An 18,744-nucleotide genomic window follows, 5' to 3' on the forward strand; every position below is an offset into this window, starting at 1 on the left:
AGTCCAGCCCATGGCTCACTTCTCGTGTTTTCCCGGCGCTTCGGCCCTCTCCGATTTCCGTCAAACCCGTCTGCTCGACACGCTCAGGCAAATCGACGCCAACATCGTCGCGGTGCGCGGCCAGTTCCTGCACTTCGTCAATGCGGCCGAACCGCTGTCGGCCGACGACAGCGCGCGCATCGATGCGCTGATGCACTACGGTGCGCCGTTCCAGCCGGCGGGCGAAAAGGGCGCGACCGAGACCTTCGTCGTGCTGCCGCGCTTCGGCACGGTTTCGCCGTGGGCCAGCAAGGCGACCGACATCGCACAGCACTGCGGCCTCACGCAGGTGCGCCGCATCGAGCGCGGCGTCGAATTCACGGTCACGCTGAAATCGGGCCTGCTCGGCGGCAAGAAGGCGCAGTCGGACGACGCGCGCGCGGCCGTCGCGGCCGCGCTGCATGACCGGATGACCGAAAGCGTGGTCGCGGCGCGCGACGATGCGAGGCACCTGTTCGACGAACTGCCGGCCAAGCCGCTGTCGACCGTCGACGTATTGGGTGTCGGCCGCGGCGCGCTGGAGCGTGCGAACGTCGAGCTGGGCCTCGCGCTCGCCGACGACGAAATCGACTACCTGGTCGACGCGTTCCGCAAGCTCGAACGCAACCCGACCGACGTCGAACTGATGATGTTCGCGCAGGCGAACAGCGAACACTGCCGCCACAAGATCTTCAACGCGCAGTGGACGATCGACGGCGAAGCGCAGGACATGTCGCTGTTCGCGATGATCCGCAACACCGAGAAGCTGAGCCCGCAGGGCACGATCGTCGCGTATTCGGACAACTCGTCGATCATGGTCGGCGCCGAAGCCGAGCGCTGGTTCCCGCGCAAGGCCGGCGCGGCCGGCGAGCCGGGCGAACGTTATGGCCGCCACACCGAGCTCACGCACACGCTGATGAAGGTCGAGACGCACAACCACCCGACGGCGATCTCGCCGTTCCCGGGTGCGGCGACCGGCGCGGGCGGCGAGATCCGCGACGAGGGCGCGACGGGCCGCGGCGCGCGTCCGAAGGCCGGCCTCACCGGTTTCACCGTGTCGAACCTCGACCTGCCCGATGCACGCCAGCCGTGGGAAAACGCGCGCGACGCCGCGCAGCCGGTGGCCGAGCGCAACCCGAACGAAGTGCATGGCCCGTACGGCCGTCCGGACCGCATCGCGTCGCCGCTGCAGATCATGATCGACGGCCCGCTGGGCGGCGCCGCGTTCAACAACGAATTCGGCCGCCCGAACCTCGGCGGCTACTTCCGCGTGTACGAGCAGAACGTTGGCGGCACGGTGCACGGCTATCACAAGCCGATCATGATCGCGGGCGGCCTCGGCAACATCGCGGATCAGCACACGCACAAGCACGACGTGCCGGCCGGCTCGCTGCTGATCCAGATCGGCGGCCCCGGCATGCGGATCGGCATGGGCGGCGGCGCCGCGAGCTCGATGGCGACCGGCGCGAACACGGCCGAACTCGACTTCGACTCGGTGCAGCGCGGCAACCCGGAAATCGAGCGTCGCGCGCAGGAAGTGATCAACGGCTGCTGGCAGCTCGGCGCGGAAAACCCGATCCTGAGCATCCACGACGTCGGCGCGGGCGGCCTGTCGAACGCGTTCCCCGAAATCGTCGACGGCGCGGGCAAGGGCGCGCGCTTCGAACTGCGCAAGGTCGCGCTCGAGGAGTCGGGCCTGTCGCCGCGCGAAATCTGGTCGAACGAGGCGCAGGAGCGCTACGTGCTGGCGATCGCGCCGGCCGACCTGCCGCGCTTCGAGGCGATCTGCGCGCGCGAGCGCTGCCCGTTCGCGGTGGTCGGTGTCGCGACCGACGAACGCCAGCTGAAGCTGGTCGACGACGAAGCGACGGGCGTCGACGAATACCCGGTCGACATGCCGATGGAAGTGCTGCTCGGCAAGCCGCCGCGCATGCACCGCGACGTCACGCGTGTCGCGGTCGAGCGTGCGCCGGTCGACGTGACGGGCATCGCGCTGTCGGCCGTCGCGCTCGACGTGCTGAAGCATCCGACGGTCGGCAGCAAGTCGTTCCTGATCACGATCGGCGACCGTTCGGTCGGCGGTACGTCGGTGCGCGACCAGATGGTCGGCCCGTGGCAGGTGCCGGTGGCCGACTGCGCGATCACCGCGCTCGACTACGCGGGCTTCAAGGGCGAGGCGATGACGATGGCCGAGCGCACGCCGCTCGCGGTGATCGACGCGCCGGCGTCGGGCCGCATGGCCGTCGGCGAAGCGATCACGAACATCGCGAGCGCGCCGATCGCGTCGCTCGACAAGCTGAAGCTGTCGGCGAACTGGATGGCCGCGTGCGGCACGGCCGGCGAAGACGCCGCGCTGTTCGACACGGTCAAGGCGATCGGCATGGAGCTGTGCCCGGCGCTCGGGATCGGCATCCCGGTCGGCAAGGACTCGCTGTCGATGAAGACGAAGTGGGACGAGCAGGGCGTCGCGAAGGAAGTCGTGTCGCCGGTGTCGCTGATCATCTCGGCGTTCGCGCCGGTCGAGGACGTGCGCCGTCATCTCACGCCGCAACTGCGCCGCGTGGCCGACGCGGGCGATAGCGTGCTGATCGCGATCGATCTCGGCCGCGGCAAGAACCGGATGGGGGGCAGCATCTTCGCGCAGGTCACGCAACAGGTCGGCGACACGACGCCGGACGTCGACGACGCGGAAGACCTGAAGCGCTTCTTCAACGCGATCCAGTCGCTCAATGCGCAAGACAAGCTGCTCGCGTACCACGACCGCTCGGACGGCGGCCTGTGGGCGACGGTGTGCGAAATGGCGTTCGCGGGCCATGCGGGCGTGTCGCTGAACGTCGACATGCTGACGCTCGACCCGAACCACGAATCCGACTACGGCGACGCGAAGGACTGGGCGAAGCAGACGAGCGGCCGTCGCGACGACCGTACGCTGCGCGCGCTGTTCTCCGAAGAGCTCGGCGCCGTCGTGCAGGTGCGTGCGTCCGACCGCGACGCGGTGCTCGGCGCGCTGCGCGAGTTCGGCCTGTCGACGTGCTCGCACGTGATCGGCTCGGTCAACGATCGCGACGTGATCGAGGTGTACCGCGACGCGAAGAAGATCTTCGACGCGCCGCGCACCGAACTCCATCGCGCATGGAGTGAAGTGAGCTGGCGCATCGCGCGCCTGCGCGACAACCCGGCCTGCGCGGATGCCGAATACGACGCGCTGCTCGATGCGGCCGATCCGGGCATCTCGCCGGTGCTGACGTTCGATCCGGCCGACGACATCGCCGCGCCGTTCATCGCGACGGGCGCACGGCCGCGCGTCGCGATCCTGCGCGAGCAGGGCGTGAACTCGCATCTGGAAACCGCGTACGCGTTCGACCGCGCAGGCTTCGATGCGCACGACGTGCACATGAGCGACCTGCTCGCGGGCCGCGCATCGCTGGCCGATTTCGCGGGCGCGGTCGCATGCGGCGGCTTCTCGTACGGCGACGTGCTGGGCGCGGGCGAAGGCTGGGCGAAGACGATCCGCTTCAACGCGAATCTCGCCGACATGTTCTCGGCGTTCTTCGCGCGTCCCGATACCTTCGCACTCGGTATCTGCAACGGCTGCCAGATGCTGTCGAGCATCGCGTCGATGATCCCGGGCGCGGAAGCCTGGCCGAAGTTCACGCGCAACAAGTCCGAGCAGTTCGAGGCGCGCTTCTCGTTCGTCGAAGTGGAGAAGTCGCCGTCGATCTTCTTCGCGGGGATGGAAGGCTCGCGGATTCCGGTCGCGGTCGCGCACGGCGAAGGCTATGCGGACTTCTCGCAGCAGGGCGACATCGATCGCGTCGCGGTCGCGATGCGTTACGTCGACCACCGCGGCGAAGCGACCGAACGCTACCCGTTCAACCCGAACGGGTCGCCGGCCGGCATCACGTCGGTCACGACGGCCGACGGCCGCTTCTCGGTGCTGATGCCGCACATGGAGCGCGTGCATCGCACGGTCACGATGAGCTGGCATCCGGAAGGCTGGGGTGAGGCGAGCCCGTGGCTGCGCGTATTCCGCAACGCGCGTCGCTGGATCGGTTGATCGGGATGATGTTCGACCCGAACGCGCCGGTCGAGGTCGTCACGCTGCGTGACGAACGTGCGAGCGAGGCCGACGCGATCGGCCGCGTGATCCGCGCGGCGTTCGCGGGCGAGCCGCAGGGCGGGCAGTTCGAACAGCGCATCGTCGACACGCTGCGTGCGGACGGTGCGCTGAGCGTCTCGCTCGTCGCGGAGCGCGACGGACGTATCGTCGGGCACGTCGCGTTCTCGCCGGTCGCGATCGGCGGCGAGCCGGCCGGCGGCCAGCAATGGTACGGGCTCGCGCCGCTTGCGGTGCGGCCCGATTGCCAGCGGCAAAGCGTCGGCGCGGGGCTCGTGCGCACGGGGCTCGACGCGTTGCGCCGGCTCGGCGCGCGCGGCTGCGTGGTGCTCGGCGAGCCCGCGTATTACGCGCGTTTCGGGTTCGAACCGCACGGCGACATCGTGTTTCCGGGCGTGCCGGCCGAGTATTTTCTTGCGCTGTCGTTCGACGAATCGGCTCCGCTGCCGGCGGGCGACGTGCGCTATCACGACGTGTTCTGTCCCGCCGCGTAGCGAACGCCGCGCGCGGGTAACGCCTGGCATGGAAAAGCCGCTCTTCGGAGCGGTTTTTTATTGCGCGTCGGCCCCGCACCATCGCGTCGCGCGACATCCGTTTCGTGCACGCCAAAAGAAAAAGCCGCTCCGAAGAGCGGCTTTTCGATGCGCGTGCGACGCGCGCCGGCGTTACTGGATCTTCGCCTGCTGGCGCAGACCTTCCTCGAACGCCTGCAGCTTCTGCTGCACGAGCTGCTGCGCGATCTGCGCCTTCACCTGGTCGAACGGCGGCGGCGCGATGTCGCGGATGTCGTCGACACGGATGATGTGCCAGCCGAACTGCGTCTTCACCGGCGTGTCGGTCATCTGGCCTTTCTGCAGCTTCTGCGCGGCCGCCGCGAATTCCGGCACGTACGCCTTCGGATCGGACCAGTCGAGATCGCCGCCGTTCTTGCCCGAACCCGGATCCTTCGAGTATTGCTTCGCGAGATCCTCGAACTTCGCGCCGCCCTTGATCTTCGCGATCAGGTCCTTCGCCTGCTGCTCGCTCTCGACGAGGATGTGGTGCAGGTGGTACTCGCGGTTGCCGCCCACGCCCTTGACGAGTTCGTCGTAGCGCGCCTTCACTTCGGCGTCGGTCGGCTGGTTCTTCTTCAGGAAGCTCTCGATCATCGAGCGCAGCACGACGGTCTGCTGCGCGACGGCGACTTGCGCCTTCACGTCCGGACGGTTCGGGATGCCTTCGCGGATCGCTTCCTGCATCAGGATTTCGCGGTTCACGAGTTCCTGGCGCACGGCCTGCTGCAGTTGCGGGCCGTCGGTCTGGCCTTGCTGGACGAGCTGCGCGACCATCGCATCGGCGCGCGACTTCGGAATCGGCGTGCCGTTGACGACGGCGATGTTCTGGGCAAATGCCGGTGCCGCTGCAAACGCAGCCGCCGCGACCCACAGGCGGGGGGATTTCAGGATCATCGGGAATTCCTAATGAGACTAGATTGAAGATTCGTTGAATTCTTCGGGCGTGTAAGCCACGATCGCGAGCGCGTGAATGCCGCGCTGCATCGCATCAGCGAGCGCATCATACACCAGCCGGTGCCGCGCGACGCGCGGTTTGCCCGCGAACGCGGACGATACGATCGTGACCGTGAAATGACCGCCGGCGGCCGCGCCCGCATGGCCCGCGTGCTGGGCGCTGTCGTCGCGCACGGTGAGCGACAGCGGCGCGAGCGACGCGGTGAGGCGCGCTTCGATCAGTGCGATGCGTTCGTCGGCGGAGGCGTGGAGAAAGGCGTCGCTCATGTCATTCGTCCTTCAGGTATTTCGTGAGCCACAGGCTCTGCAGGATGATGAACACGACCATCGCGCCCGTCGTACCGAACAGCTTGAAGTTCACCCATTGCGATTCGGTGAAGTTGTGCACCACGTACAGGTTCGCGACGCCGAGCACCGCGAAGAACAGTGCCCAGGCGACGTTCAGCTTGTCCCATACGGGGTGCGGCAGCGTGAGCTGCTTGCCCATCATCTTCTCGATCAGGTTCTTGCTGAACGCATAACGCGCGGCGAGCAACCCGATCGCAAACAGCCAGTACAGCACGGTCGGTTTCCATTGAATGAATTTCTCGTCATGCAGGACGAGGGTGGCGCCGCCGAACACGACGATCACGCCGAGGCTGACCCACAGCATCGTATCGACCTTCCGGTGCCGGAAGGCGACCCACGCGACCTGGGCCAGCGTCGCGACGATCGCGACGGCGGTGGCGGTAAAGATGCCCCAGACCTTGAAGGCGACAAAAAACAGGATGATCGGAAACAGATCGAACAGGAATTTCATGGCGCTCGCAGCTGCGTGACGGGCCGCTGGCGCGGCCTGCCACCGTTGTAGGGACCCGCCAGGCATCGCCGTCGCGGATCGGGGCGGCCCGGCCCGACGCTGGCCGCCCGGCAGATCCGCCCGGCGCCGCTCATTCGTTTTCGGGTCGGGACTCGAAGTTTAACGCAGCCGAATTGATGCAGTACCGCAAACCGGTCTTGTCGCGCGGGCCGTCCTCGAACACGTGGCCCAGATGGGCGCCGCAGTGGTTGCAGCGCACCTCGACGCGCACCATCCCGTGCGAGTAGTCGACCTTCTCGTCGATCACCTCGCCGTTGAGCGGCTTGAAATAGCTGGGCCAGCCGCAGCCCGAATGGAACTTGGCGCCGGATTCGAACAGCGGCGTGCTGCAGACGACGCACTTGTAGATGCCGGCATCCTCGGTGTCGGTGTATTCGCCGGTGAACGCGCGCTCGGTCGCCGCGTGTTGCGTGACCTCGTACTGCATCGGCGTGAGCCGGCGGCGCAGCTCGGCGTCGTCCTTCTGGTACGGGAAGGTCTTGTCGTCGGAATCGTGGGACATGGGGTTCTCCTGATCGGTCGGTCGAGATGTGCGGGTTGCGGGCTCAGGACGAGCAGCTCACTTCGAGCGTACCGGCCCAGTCGGGCGGCAACGCCGCATACGCTTCATGCTCCGGTTGTTCGTCGAACGGGCGGCGCAGGATCTGCGCGAGCCGCTCGACTTCCGAAAAATCCTTTTCCTTCGCGCGCCGGATCGCGACTTCGGCCAGATGGTTGCGAAGCACGTATTTGGGGTTCGCGCGGTTCATTGCAACCGCGCGCGCCGCATCGTCGCGCGTTTCCTCGGACAGCCGCGCGCGGTAGAGGTTCGCCCAGGCGTCGAACGCTTCGCGGTCGATGAACAGGTCGCGCACCGGTGCGTCGCGGCTCGCGTCGTGCTTCGAGAGCTGCGCGAGCCGGCGGAACGTCAGCGTGAAATCCGCGTGGCTCGCATGCATCGTCTCGAGCAGCTTGTTCGCGAGGTCGGCGTCGCCGTCGCGTTCGAGCGCGAGGCCGAGCTTCGCGCGCATCGCGCGTTCGAGCGCGGGGCCGAAGTGTTCCGGAAACTTCGCGAGTACGGCCTGGGCGTCGTCCACCGCGCGCTCGGCGCGCGCATCGTCGTCGGCGATGCCGTGCTGCAGCCCGATCAGCGGCAGCAGCGCCTGCGCGAGGCAGTAGCAGTTCCAGTGCGCGATGCGCGGCTGCATCCGGTACGCATAGCGGCCGCTGGTGTCCGAGTGGTTGCAGATGTGGTTCGCGTCGAATGCATCGACGAAGCCGAACGGGCCGTAGTCGATCGTCACGCCGAGGATCGACATGTTGTCGGTGTTCATCACGCCGTGGCAGAAGCCGACGGCCTGCCATTGCGCGACGAGCTCGGCCGTGCGTAGCGTCGCGGCTTCGAGCAGCGCGAGGTACGGATCGTCCGCGTCGCGGCAGGCCGGATAGAAGCGGTCGATCACGTGATTGGCAAGCTGACGCAGCAGGTCGGGGCGATCGTTCGAGAAGAAGTGCTCGAAGTGGCCGAAGCGCACGAAGCTTTCCGACACGCGCGTGACGACGGCCGCCGTCTCGATTTCCTCGCGCACCACCGGCTGGTCGGAGCCGATTACCGTCAGCGCGCGCGTGGTCGGGATACCGAGGTGATGCATCGCTTCCGAGCACAGGAATTCGCGAATCGACGAGCGCAGCACCGCGCGGCCGTCGCCCATCCGCGAGTACGGCGTGCGGCCGCCGCCCTTGATCTGCAGTTCGTAGCGCCGGCCGTCGGCGCCGGGCAACTCGCCGATCGTCAGCGCGCGGCCGTCGCCGAGCTGGCCGGCCCACACGCCGAACTGATGGCCGGAATAGACCGACGCGTACGGCAGCGCGTGCGCGGGCCAGTCTCGCGTCGGGTTGCCGGCGAACAGCTCGGCGAAGCCGGGCTGCGCGGCGATCGCGGGCGGCAGGTCGAGCAGTTGTGCGACTTCGTCGGAAAAGCCGACGACGTAAGGCGCGGCAAGCGGCGCGGCCGGCAACCGCGTATGAAACGCGTCGCCGAGCGTGACGAACGCGCGCTCGGCGGGCGCGCCGAGCGTCGCGGCGAGGTCGGGAAGGGTGTCAGCCGCATCGGCTGCGCTTCGGGAAAACGACATGTTGAGCGCCTCTGGGTAAGCCGATATTGTAAGGCGGCGTCGCGCCGCCCGCATGGCGGCCCGCGCATCGTGCGCCACGCCCGTCCGGGCCGCCGACGGGCGCGCACGAGGGCTGCTTCCGGACGGAAACGGCCGCCAGGCTGGTCACCGATTCGCATCCTCACGGAGAACAAGACGATGGGTAAGCCGTTGCTGGGCCAGATGATGGATGTGCCGCTGCTGGTGTCGTCGCTGATTGCGCATGCCGCGCGGCACGCCGGCGACACGGAGATCGTGTCGAAGCGCGTGGAAGGCGACGTGCATCGCTATACGTACCGCGATTGCGAACGCCGCGCGAAGCAACTGGCGCAGGCGCTCGCGCGGCTCGGCGTCGAAACCGGCGACCGCGTCGGCACGCTGGCGTGGAACGGCTACCGGCATCTGGAAGCGTATTACGGGATCGGCGGGATGGGCGCCGTGTGCCATACGATCAACCCGCGCCTGTTTCCCGAACAGATCGCGTACATCGTCAATCACGCGGAAGACCGCTACGTCTTCTTCGACATCAATTTCGCGCCGCTCGTCGATGCGATCGCGCCGCAATGTCCGCACGTGAAGGGCTGGATCGCGATGACGGACGCCGCGCACCTGCCGTCCGGCGCGACGCCGTTCCTCTGCTACGAAACGCTCGTCGAAGCCGAGGACGGCTGCTACGACTGGCCGCGCCTCGACGAGCAGCAGGCGTCGGGGCTCTGCTACACGTCGGGGACGACCGGCAATCCGAAGGGTGTGCTGTACTCGCATCGCTCGACCGTGCTGCATGCATACGGCGCCGCGTTGCCCGACGCGATGAACCTGTCCGCGATGGATGCCGTGCTGCCCGTCGTGCCGATGTTCCACGTCAACGCGTGGGGGCTGCCGTACGCGGTGCCGCTCACCGGCGGCAAGCTGGTGCTGCCCGGCAAGGATCTCGACGGGAAATCGCTGTACGAACTGATGGAGGCCGAGCGCGTGACGTTCTCCGCGGGCGTGCCGACCGTGTGGCTCGGCTTGCTGAACCACATGCGCGACGCCGGCGTGCGTTTCTCGACGCTGAACCGCACGGTGATCGGCGGCTCCGCGTGCCCGCCCGCGATGCTGCGCACGTTCGAGGACGAATACGGCGTGCGCGTGATCCATGCGTGGGGAATGACCGAACTGTCGCCGCTCGGCACGCTCGCGAAGCTCAACTGGGCGCAGTCGCAGCGGCCGCTCGACGCGCAACGCCGGCTGCTCGAAAAGCAGGGGCGCGTGATCTGCGGCGTCGACATGCGGATCGTCGGCGAGGACGGCCGCGAGCTGCCGTGGGACGGCGTCGCGTTCGGCGAATTGCAGGTACGCGGTCCGTGGGTGATCGACCACTACTTTCGCGGCGATGCGTCGCCGCTGTCGGATGGCTGGTTCCCGACCGGCGACGTCGCGACGATCGACCCCGACGGCTTCCTGCAGATCACCGACCGCAGCAAGGACGTGATCAAGTCGGGCGGCGAGTGGATCAGCTCGATCGATATCGAGAACGTCGCGATCGCGCATCCCGGGGTGGCCGAAGCCGCGTGTATCGCGTGCGCGCACCCGAAATGGACCGAGCGGCCGCTGCTCGTCGTGGTGCCGCGCGACGGCGCGAACCTGACGCGCGACGCGCTGCTCGCGTTCTACGAAGGCAAGGTCGCGAAGTGGTGGATCCCCGACGACGTCGTGTTCGTCGAAGCGCTGCCGCACACCGCGACCGGCAAGCTGCAGAAGCTGAAGCTGCGCGAGACGTTCCGCGATTACGTGTTGCCGACGGCAGCGTGCGCGCCATAAGCCGCGTGTCCGGGGCGCCGCCTGCCCGCGAACCGGTCGCCGATCCGTCCCCGGATCGGGCACGAAATTCAAATTGAACGACCGTGCTTTTTCGTTGTATGCTGCCTGCGTTCATTCGGACATGCGGCCGTTCGACCGCGCACAATGAAGCGCAGCCAATCCGGCGCGCGATGCATGGAGGCAGGCAGATGGCAGTGGATTACTCGACTCGCGACGGCGTGGCCGTCATCACGCTCAACAATCCGCCCGTCAACGGGCTCGGCCTGTCGACCCGCCAGGGCGTCATGGACGCGCTCGATCGCGCCGCGCAGGATCCGTCGGTCACGGCCATCGTGCTGACCGGCGCGGGCCGCGCGTTCTCGGGCGGCGCCGACATCACCGAATTCAATACGCCGAAGGCGCTGCAGGAGCCGACGCTGCACACCGTGATCCGCGCGGTGGAGGCGAGCGCGAAGCCGGTCGTCGCGGCGCTGCACAGCGTCGTGATGGGCGGCGGGCTGGAGCTCGCGCTCGGCGCGCACTACCGGGTCGCCGCGCCGGGCGCGCAGGTCGCGCTGCCCGAAGTGAAGCTCGGGCTGCTGCCGGGCGCGGGCGGCACGCAACGGCTGCCGCGTGCGGTGGGGCTCGAAACCGCGCTGAACATGATCGTGTCGGGCGCGCCGGTGCCGTCGGAGCAACTCGCGAAGAGCGGGCTGTTCGACGAGATGGCCGACGGCGACCTGCTCGACGCGGCCGTCGCGTTCGCACGCAGGGTCGGCGCGCAGAACGGGCCGCATCCGCGCGTGCGTGATCGCCAGATCGTCCACGAGAACGCGGCGGGCTTCATTCAGTTCGCACGCAACTCCGCGCGGGCCGCCGCGCCGAATTTCCCCGCGCCGCACAAGTGCATCGATGCGATCGAGGCCGGCGTGCTGAACGGCTTCGACAAGGGCAGCGTCGCGGAACGCGACGGCTTCGTCGCGCTGATGATGACGCCGGAAAGCCGCGCGCTGCGCCATGCGTTCTTCGGCGAGCGCGCGGCGAGCAAGATTCCCGATGTGCCGGCCGATACGCCACTGCGCGAGGTCCGCCGGGTCGGCGTGATCGGCGCGGGCACGATGGGCGGCGGGATCGCGATGAACTTCATCAACGCCGGGCTGCCCGTCACGCTGCTCGAGACGAAGCAGGATGCGCTCGAGCGCGGCCTCGCGACGATCCGCAGGAACTACGACGCGCAGGTGAAGAAGGGCAAGCTCACGCAGGAGAAGCTCGACGCGCGCATCGCGCTGATCACGCCGACGCTGTCTTACGACGACCTGAAGGACGCCGACCTGATCGTCGAAGCGGTGTTCGAGGAACTCGGCGTGAAGGAGCAGGTGTTCAAGAAGCTCGACGAAGTCGCGAAGCCGGGTGCGATCCTCGCGTCGAACACGTCGACGCTCGACGTCGACAAGATCGCGGCGTTCACGAAGCGTCCGCAGGACGTCGTCGGCATGCACTTCTTCAGCCCGGCGAACGTGATGAAGCTGCTCGAGGTCGTGCGCGGCGCGCAGACCGCGAAGGACGTGCTCGCGACCGTGATGGCGGTGGCGAAGAAGATCCGCAAGACGGCGGTCGTGTCGGGCGTGTGCGACGGCTTCATCGGCAACCGGATGATCGAGCAGTACATCCGCCAGGCGCTGTTCATGCTCGAGGAGGGCGCGCTGCCCGCGCAGGTCGATCGCGCGATCGAGAAGTTCGGCTTCGCGATGGGGCCGTTCCGGATGAGCGACCTCGCCGGCAACGACATCGGCTGGGCGATCCGCAAGCGCCGCTACGTCGAGCAGCCCGATCTGCACTATTCGAAGATCGCCGACCGTCTGTGCGAACAGGGCCGCTTCGGCCAGAAGACGGGCGCCGGCTGGTACGACTACGTGCCGGGCGACCGCAAGGCGAAGCCGTCGCCGCTCGTCGACGAGATGGTCGTCGCGTACTCGAAGGAGCGCGGCGTCGAGCGGCGCAAGATCGGCGACGACGAGATCGTCGAGCGGCTGGTGTTCGCGCTCGTCAACGAAGGCGCGAAGATCCTCGAGGAAAAAATCGCGTCGAAGGCGTCCGACATCGACATGGTGTACCTGACCGGCTATGGCTTCCCGCTGTGGCGCGGCGGCCCGATGCTGTACGCGGACATGGTCGGCCTCTACAACGTCGAGCGCGCGATTCGCCGCTACGCGGCCGCGCCGAACGGCGACGCATGGCAGCTCGCGCCGTCGATCGCGGAACTGGCGAAGGCCGGCCGCGGGTTCAACGGCTGACGCCGCCGCATCGCGGCGCGACCGATCCTGTCTGGAGATACGCAATGAAACGCACCGACGACGTTCTGCTCGTGATCGACGTGCAATACGACTTCATGCCGGGCGGCGCGCTCGCGGTGCCCGACGGCGATGCGGTCGTGCCGGTGATCAACGCGCTCGCGCAACGCTTCGACCAGGTCGTGCTCACGCAGGACTGGCACCCGCGCGAGCACGTGTCGTTCGCGGCGAACCACCCGGGCCGCGAGCCGTTCTCGACGCTCGCGCTGCCGTACGGCGAGCAGGTGCTGTGGCCCGTGCACTGCGTGCAGGACACCGACGGCGCGGCGCTGCATCGCGACCTCGACATCCCGCACGCGAGGCTCGTGATCCGCAAGGGGGGCGACGCGCAGGTCGACAGCTATTCCGCGTTCGTCGAAGCCGACCGCGCGACGCGCACGGGGCTCGCGGGTTATCTGCGCGAGCTCGGCGCGAAGCGCGTGTGGTGCTGCGGGCTCGCGACCGACTATTGCGTCGCGTGGTCGGCGCTCGATGCGCGCGCGGCCGGTTTCGAAGCCGCGGTGATCAACGACGCGTGCCGGGCGATCGACCTGAACGGGTCGCTCGCGCACGCATGGCAGCAGATGCAGGCAGCGGGCGTCGCGCATGCGACGTCCGCCAGCGCGCGCCCGGCGGCGTAGCGCAGACCCCAACATGAAGCAGGACCGAAGGAGACTCGCATGACCGAAGCCGTAATCGTATCGACCGCACGCACGCCGCTCGCGAAATCCTGGCGCGGCGCCTTCAACATGACGCACGGCGCGACGCTCGGCGGCCACGTGGTCGCGGCCGCGCTCGAGCGCGCGAAGCTCGACCCGGCGCGCGTCGAGGACGTGATCATGGGCTGCGCGAACCCCGAAGGCGCGACGGGCGCGAACATCGCGCGGCAGATCGCGCTGCGCGCCGGGTTGCCGGTGAGCGTGCCGGGGATGACGGTGAACCGTTTCTGTTCGTCGGGGCTGCAGACCATCGCGCTGGCCGCGCAGCGGATCATCGCGGGCGAAGGCGAGATCTATGTGGCCGGCGGCGTCGAGTCGATCTCGTGCGTGCAGAACGAGATGAACCGGCACATGATCCAGGAAGGCTGGCTCGTCCAGCACAAGCCCGAGATCTACTGGAACATGCTGCAAACCGCCGAGAACGTCGCGAAGCGCTACGGGATCTCGAAGGAGCGCCAGGACGCGTACGGCGTACAGTCGCAACTGCGGGCCGCGGCCGCGCAGGAAGCGGGGCGTTTCCGCGACGAGATCGTGCCGATCACCGTGCTCGCGGGCATCGCCGACAAGGCGACGGGCCGCCTGTTCACGCAGGAAGTGACGGTCTCGGCCGACGAAGGCATCCGCCCCGACACGACGCTCGAAGGCGTGTCGAAGATCCGTTCGGCCGTGCCGGGCGGCGTGATCACCGCGGGCAATGCGAGCCAGTTCTCGGACGGCGCGTCGGCATGCGTCGTGATGAGCGCCGAGGCGGCGCAGCGCGAAGGGCTGCAGCCGCTGGGCGCGTTCCGCGGCTTCGCGGTGGCCGGCTGCGAACCGGACGAAATGGGCATCGGCCCGGTGTTCGCCGTGCCCAAGCTGCTGAAGCAGGCCGGGCTGACAGTCGACGACATCGGCCTGTGGGAATTGAACGAGGCGTTCGCGGTGCAGGTGCTGTACTGCCGCGATACACTCGGGATTCCTGAGGACCGCCTGAACGTGAACGGCGGCGCGATCGCGGTCGGCCATCCGTACGGCGTGTCAGGCGCGCGCCTGACCGGCCATGCGCTGATCGAGGGCAAGCGGCGCGGCGTGAAGTACGTGGTCGTCACGATGTGCATCGGCGGCGGGCAGGGCGCGGCCGGCCTCTTCGAAATCCTCTGATCTTTGACCGGCGGTGGCCGCGGTCGCGCTTCGGCGTCACCGCGCGCCGCCGCAGCGAATCGGCGCGACCGATGCGCCATTCGAAACGATCGGGAAGCAAAAGGCATGCACCCGGCAATGCCGTTTCCCCTGACTTGTCAAACGAATTACCCCTCCTATACTTGCTCTGACATTTGCCTTTCGGCACGATGGGCCGGATCGCGCGTGGGGGCACGATCCGTCCCGAGAAGATTCCAGCCAACGCAGCAGACCGACCGGGGACCGAATGAGTACGACCTATGCAGCCGGGGAACCGCCGCGCGTCGTCAGCGCGGCCGTCAGGCTCTACGCGAAATGCCTGCTGGTCGGATTCGCGTTGCTGCCGGCCTATCTGATTGCCTATCTGTGGTTCTTCAGCGACCGGAGCGTCGTGTTCGAGAACCACGCCTTCCATGAAATCGCGATCGCGGCGGCGACGATCGAAGGCGCGTTCGTCACCTACGTGACGTGGGTGTGTTACCGGTCGTCCGGCGAGCCGCTGCTGCGCTGGCTGACGCTCGGTTTTCTCGGCTTCGCGATGATCTACGCGCTGCACGGCGCGTTCACCGGGATGGCGCACCACAATATCTGGCTGTTCCTGCTGTACGGGCCCGCGTCGCGGTTCGTGATGTCGGCGCTGCTGCTCACGGGGCTGCTGTCGTATTCGCGTCCGCCCGACCGGCTCGACAAGCGCACGAGTGTGCGGACGTGGCTGCCGTGGATCGTGTTCTTCCTGATCGTGAACGTGGCGGTCGCGTACGTCGCGTATTCGCCGGTCGCGGGTGCGCTCGGCACGCGGCTGTCGATGGAAGGCGGCGCACTGGTGTTCTCGCTGCTGAACGTGGGCCTGCTGCTCGCACGGCGGATCCGCTCGCCGCTGATGGTGATCTACGGCGTGTCGATCATGGCGTTCGCGCTGTCGTCGCTCGCGTTCATCCTCGGCAAGCCGTGGAATCACATGTGGTGGCTCGCGCACGCGATCTTCGCGGGCGGGTTCTTCCTGTTGAGCTACGGCGTCGTGCAGGCGCTGCAGACGACGCGCTCGTTCTCGGCGATCTACAGCCAGGAAGACCTGATGAGCCGGCTGTCGGAATCGATGGCGCGCACTGAAAGCGCGCTGCAGGAGTTGCGGCGTACGAATCAGAAGCTCGAGTACATGGCCGCGACCGACCCGATGACGGGCGCGTCGAACCGCCGCCAGTTCATCGCGCAGGTCGAGCGCGAAATCGTGCGGGCCGAGCGCGACGGCACGCCGTTCTGCCTGCTCGCGCTCGATCTCGACAATTTCAAGAACATCAACGATGCCTATGGGCACCAGATCGGCGACGAGGTGCTGCGCGGCGTCGTGCGCCAGTGCCTCGAGGCGATCCGGCCGGCGGGCGCGCTCGCGCGGGTCGGCGGCGAGGAATTCATGGCGCTCTTGCCCGAGATGCCGCTCGAAGGCGCGCGGATGACGGCCGAGCGCGTGCGTTCGTCGATCGCGAGTGCGCCGTTCGGGCTGGACTTCAAGCGCGTGCAGGTGACGGTCAGCGTCGGCGTCGCGCAATACGGCGTCGACGGCGGCACGGTCGATGCGCTGCTGCGGGCGGTTGACGAGCGGCTGTACCAGGCGAAACGGGAAGGGCGCAACCGCGTGGTGTCGCGATGATCCGCATGTCATCGACACCCCGGCGACGGGCGCGCCCCCGGGGCTTTTGCGGGCCGGCGCCGGCCGGCACGCGCGCGGCGACGCGCTAGCGCGACGCCACCGCCGTCGCCTGCTTCGGCAGCCCGCCCTGCATCGGCTGCGACGCTTGCCACCAGTACTTGCCCGCGCGTTGCTGCGGATCGCGGATCGCGAGATACGTCGTACTCCAGAGCTGCGCCGCGTTGGCTTCGGTCGCATCGGCGCTGCGCGTGCCGAATGCGTCGGTCTGGTACTTGCCGTTCACGTAGGACCACGTCCACATTTCCGACGTGCGCATGTCGCGTCCGTTCGAGATCACCTGCCAGATCGTCTGCCGCGCCTGCGTGAGCAGCGTGCGTGTCGCGGCCGACAGGTCCTGGCGCGCCAGCTGGCGATCGAGCCCGGCCACCCACATCGCCTGCTGCCACGACCAGATCACCGTGCCGTGATACGCGGAACTCGTGAACTTCGGCCACAGCGACGGGTTCGCATACGCGGGGTTCGCGATCAGCATCCCGACATCGGTCACGAGGCCGGTCGGGAATGGCCGCGTGACGTCGGTGACGATCCGCTGGAGCTGATCGTCCGGCGGCGTGCCGAAGAGCAGCGCGAAGCCGCCGTCCGAATTCATCACCGGGATCGGGTTGCCCTGCTGGTCGAGCGACAGCGCGTAGAAGGCCAGCGACGCGTTGGGCGCGGCGCCGGCCGGCACGCCGGCGGACGGCGCATAGGCCGACACGTCGGCGGCCGCCTGCGCGGCCGGCACGCTGACCTGGAACAGCGGCGGCGCCTGCGTTTCCCACGTGGCCGCTTCGTTCGCCGTGTTGGCGAGCGTCGCGCGCTGCCCGGCATCGAGATACGGATCGAGCAGGCCGCGGGCGAGAAACGCGTTCGCCGCGCGCAGCGCGGCCGGCACGAGCACCGCGTTCACGTCGTACGGGTACACGCCGCCGCCGAGGCCGTCGGTACTGTCGCGCCAGTTGCCGACGATTTCACCGGGCCGCAGGTGAATCAGGTTCGCAACCGACGGCTGCTGCGTGAACGGCTGCGCGGTCGTCGCGACGTGCAGCAGATTGACGACGAGGCGGCTGCCGTTGGTCTGCCCGTCGCTGCCGCGCTGCGCCAGATAGGCTGCCGCACGCGCCTGGCCGCGCGTATCGTCGATCAGCCACGCGGCCGCGATCGGCGCGAGCAGGTAGTCGCTGTCGATCATCTTGTAGTCGTAGGTCGGTGTCGGATCGTTCGGCCGCCCGTTCTTCTGGTTGTCGACCAGCGCGAATTCGCCGATGCCTTCCTCGTGCGCGACCTTGCCGTCGGCCGACAGGCGGCTCAGCACCGACGACAGCCCGGCCTCGATCGCAGCGGGTTCGAGCACGGGCATCAGCATGCGGACCGAAATCAGCGTGTCGCGGCCGAAGTACGTGTCGTACTGCCACGAGCCCGCCAACAGCTTGTCGTTGAAGCTCAGGAATTCGAGCACGTTCTGGCTGACCGGGTCGGGATTCACCGACGGGGCGAAGAGGTCGGCGTGCGTGATCGGCGACAGCGGCGTCTCGCCCGACAGCGCATCGATGTGCAGCTTCAGCGTGTGCGAGCCCGCCGGCGCGTTCAGCACGAGCTTGCCGTCCGCTGCCGGCGCGATGCTGCCGCCGTCGCGCAGCGTGATGCGCAGCGCATAGCCGGGCGCGCCGTCGAGCCGGTCGCGTTGCCATTGCGCGGTGCCGCCCTGGACCGTCGGCGCGGTGAGGATCTGCGGCGGAATCGTCGCGCCGCCGTTGAAATCGCGCAGGAAGCGCACGTTGCTGAGCACGCCCTGGCGGATCGTCAGCGTGGCGGTGTCGACCGACACGTCGGCGCCGATGCCGTACAGCGGGCGGCCGTGTGCGTCCGGGGCCGACAGCGCGGACGGCGGCGTGTCGAGGGTCCAGTTCACCGGCTGCGCGGTGTCGTCGAACCACAGCCCGGTGCCGCTGTTGCCGGCGGGGAAGACCACGAGCAGGCGCGGCTTCGTCGACGAGCGTACCAGCAGGTGCGCGGCGACCTTGTCCTGCCGGTAGAACGCGTTGATCTGGCCGCCGGTATCCATGCGGAACGACAACGCGGCGGTGTTCGACGGCGGGGTGGTCGACCGGACGTCGTCGTCGTTGCAGGCCGACAGCAGGCCGGCGCAGACGAGCCCGAGACACAGCGACTTCGCAAGGCGATGCATGTTGATGTCCCTCCTGATGACTGGCGATTTTTTATCCGGATATCTAATTGGCGGATCTTGGGTCCGTTGGGTGCTGATTTGCATTCACTTTCGCGAATGACTGGAGTGAATGGAGGTATTGCGTTTCTTCGAAAGGAAAATGAGTTGGCAAATAACCGAGTGGCCGATATATGCCGAAAGCTGAAAACGACAGGGGCGCACGTCGATGCCCCGCGGGAAGGTCGATACAACGGGCCTTCGCGCAGG

At 67.9% G+C, this 18,744-nt stretch carries 13 protein-coding genes; 7 read left to right on the forward strand and 6 right to left on the reverse strand.

The window, feature by feature from the left end:
* Positions 1 to 10 precede the first annotated feature (10 nt).
* Complete coding sequence (gene purL / locus A9Z05_RS09030; RefSeq protein WP_069617781.1) at positions 11 to 4,075, forward strand: phosphoribosylformylglycinamidine synthase; 4,065 nt, start codon at positions 11 to 13, stop codon at positions 4,073 to 4,075.
* A 5-nt stretch (positions 4,076 to 4,080) separates the two neighbouring features.
* Positions 4,081 to 4,629 (forward strand): GNAT family N-acetyltransferase, encoded by a 549-nt coding sequence (locus A9Z05_RS09035; RefSeq protein WP_069617782.1) that lies wholly within the window; start codon positions 4,081 to 4,083, stop codon positions 4,627 to 4,629.
* Between the two features lie 171 nt (positions 4,630 to 4,800).
* Here A9Z05_RS09035 and A9Z05_RS09040 read toward each other — a convergent pair whose 3' ends face one another.
* The 5 genes from A9Z05_RS09040 to A9Z05_RS09060 form a co-directional block, all read right to left on the reverse strand.
* Complete coding sequence (locus tag A9Z05_RS09040) at positions 4,801 to 5,583, reverse strand: peptidylprolyl isomerase (protein ID WP_069617783.1); 783 nt, start codon at positions 5,581 to 5,583, stop codon at positions 4,801 to 4,803.
* A gap of 18 nt (positions 5,584 to 5,601) precedes the next feature.
* Entirely contained in the window at positions 5,602 to 5,910 is a 309-nt protein-coding gene (locus A9Z05_RS09045) for a BolA family transcriptional regulator (RefSeq protein ID WP_050013273.1), read from the reverse strand.
* Position 5,911: 1 nt separating this feature from the next.
* Positions 5,912 to 6,442 (reverse strand): septation protein A, encoded by a 531-nt coding sequence (locus A9Z05_RS09050; RefSeq protein ID WP_069617784.1) that lies wholly within the window; start codon positions 6,440 to 6,442, stop codon positions 5,912 to 5,914.
* A gap of 130 nt (positions 6,443 to 6,572) precedes the next feature.
* Positions 6,573 to 7,004: a peptide-methionine (R)-S-oxide reductase MsrB gene (msrB, locus tag A9Z05_RS09055; RefSeq protein ID WP_006478590.1), complete on the reverse strand. Its 432-nt coding sequence runs from the start codon at positions 7,002 to 7,004 to the stop codon at positions 6,573 to 6,575.
* Positions 7,005 to 7,047: 43 nt separating this feature from the next.
* Positions 7,048 to 8,616: a YdiU family protein gene (locus tag A9Z05_RS09060; protein ID WP_069617785.1), complete on the reverse strand. Its 1,569-nt coding sequence runs from the start codon at positions 8,614 to 8,616 to the stop codon at positions 7,048 to 7,050.
* Between the two features lie 177 nt (positions 8,617 to 8,793).
* Here A9Z05_RS09060 and A9Z05_RS09065 point away from each other — a divergent pair, with 177 nt between their 5' ends.
* The 5 genes from A9Z05_RS09065 (at position 8,794) to A9Z05_RS09085 (ending at position 16,271) form a co-directional block, all read left to right on the forward strand.
* The gene (locus tag A9Z05_RS09065; RefSeq protein ID WP_069617786.1) at positions 8,794 to 10,437 is read left to right on the forward strand and encodes a 3-(methylthio)propionyl-CoA ligase; all 1,644 of its coding nucleotides are present in this window, start codon (positions 8,794 to 8,796) and stop codon (positions 10,435 to 10,437) included.
* 188 nt (positions 10,438 to 10,625) lie between these two features.
* A complete protein-coding gene (locus tag A9Z05_RS09070; protein WP_069617787.1) occupies positions 10,626 to 12,710 on the forward strand; it encodes a 3-hydroxyacyl-CoA dehydrogenase NAD-binding domain-containing protein in 2,085 nt (694 codons plus the stop codon).
* A gap of 44 nt (positions 12,711 to 12,754) precedes the next feature.
* Positions 12,755 to 13,387, forward strand: a complete 633-nt coding sequence (gene pncA / locus A9Z05_RS09075; RefSeq protein WP_069617788.1) for a bifunctional nicotinamidase/pyrazinamidase — start codon at positions 12,755 to 12,757, stop codon at positions 13,385 to 13,387.
* Between the two features lie 39 nt (positions 13,388 to 13,426).
* Positions 13,427 to 14,605 (forward strand): acetyl-CoA C-acyltransferase, encoded by a 1,179-nt coding sequence (locus A9Z05_RS09080; RefSeq protein ID WP_069617789.1) that lies wholly within the window; start codon positions 13,427 to 13,429, stop codon positions 14,603 to 14,605.
* 265 nt (positions 14,606 to 14,870) lie between these two features.
* Positions 14,871 to 16,271: a sensor domain-containing diguanylate cyclase gene (locus A9Z05_RS09085; protein ID WP_069617790.1), complete on the forward strand. Its 1,401-nt coding sequence runs from the start codon at positions 14,871 to 14,873 to the stop codon at positions 16,269 to 16,271.
* A gap of 85 nt (positions 16,272 to 16,356) precedes the next feature.
* On the opposite strand, the gene A9Z05_RS09090 is transcribed toward A9Z05_RS09085, so the two are convergent.
* Positions 16,357 to 18,498: a hypothetical protein gene (locus A9Z05_RS09090; protein ID WP_069617791.1), complete on the reverse strand. Its 2,142-nt coding sequence runs from the start codon at positions 18,496 to 18,498 to the stop codon at positions 16,357 to 16,359.
* Positions 18,499 to 18,744: the final 246 nt, after the last annotated feature.

Origin of the sequence: Burkholderia sp. A2 (assembly GCF_001729305.1) — a bacterium.
In the GTDB taxonomy this organism is placed as follows: domain Bacteria; phylum Pseudomonadota; class Gammaproteobacteria; order Burkholderiales; family Burkholderiaceae; genus Burkholderia; species Burkholderia sola.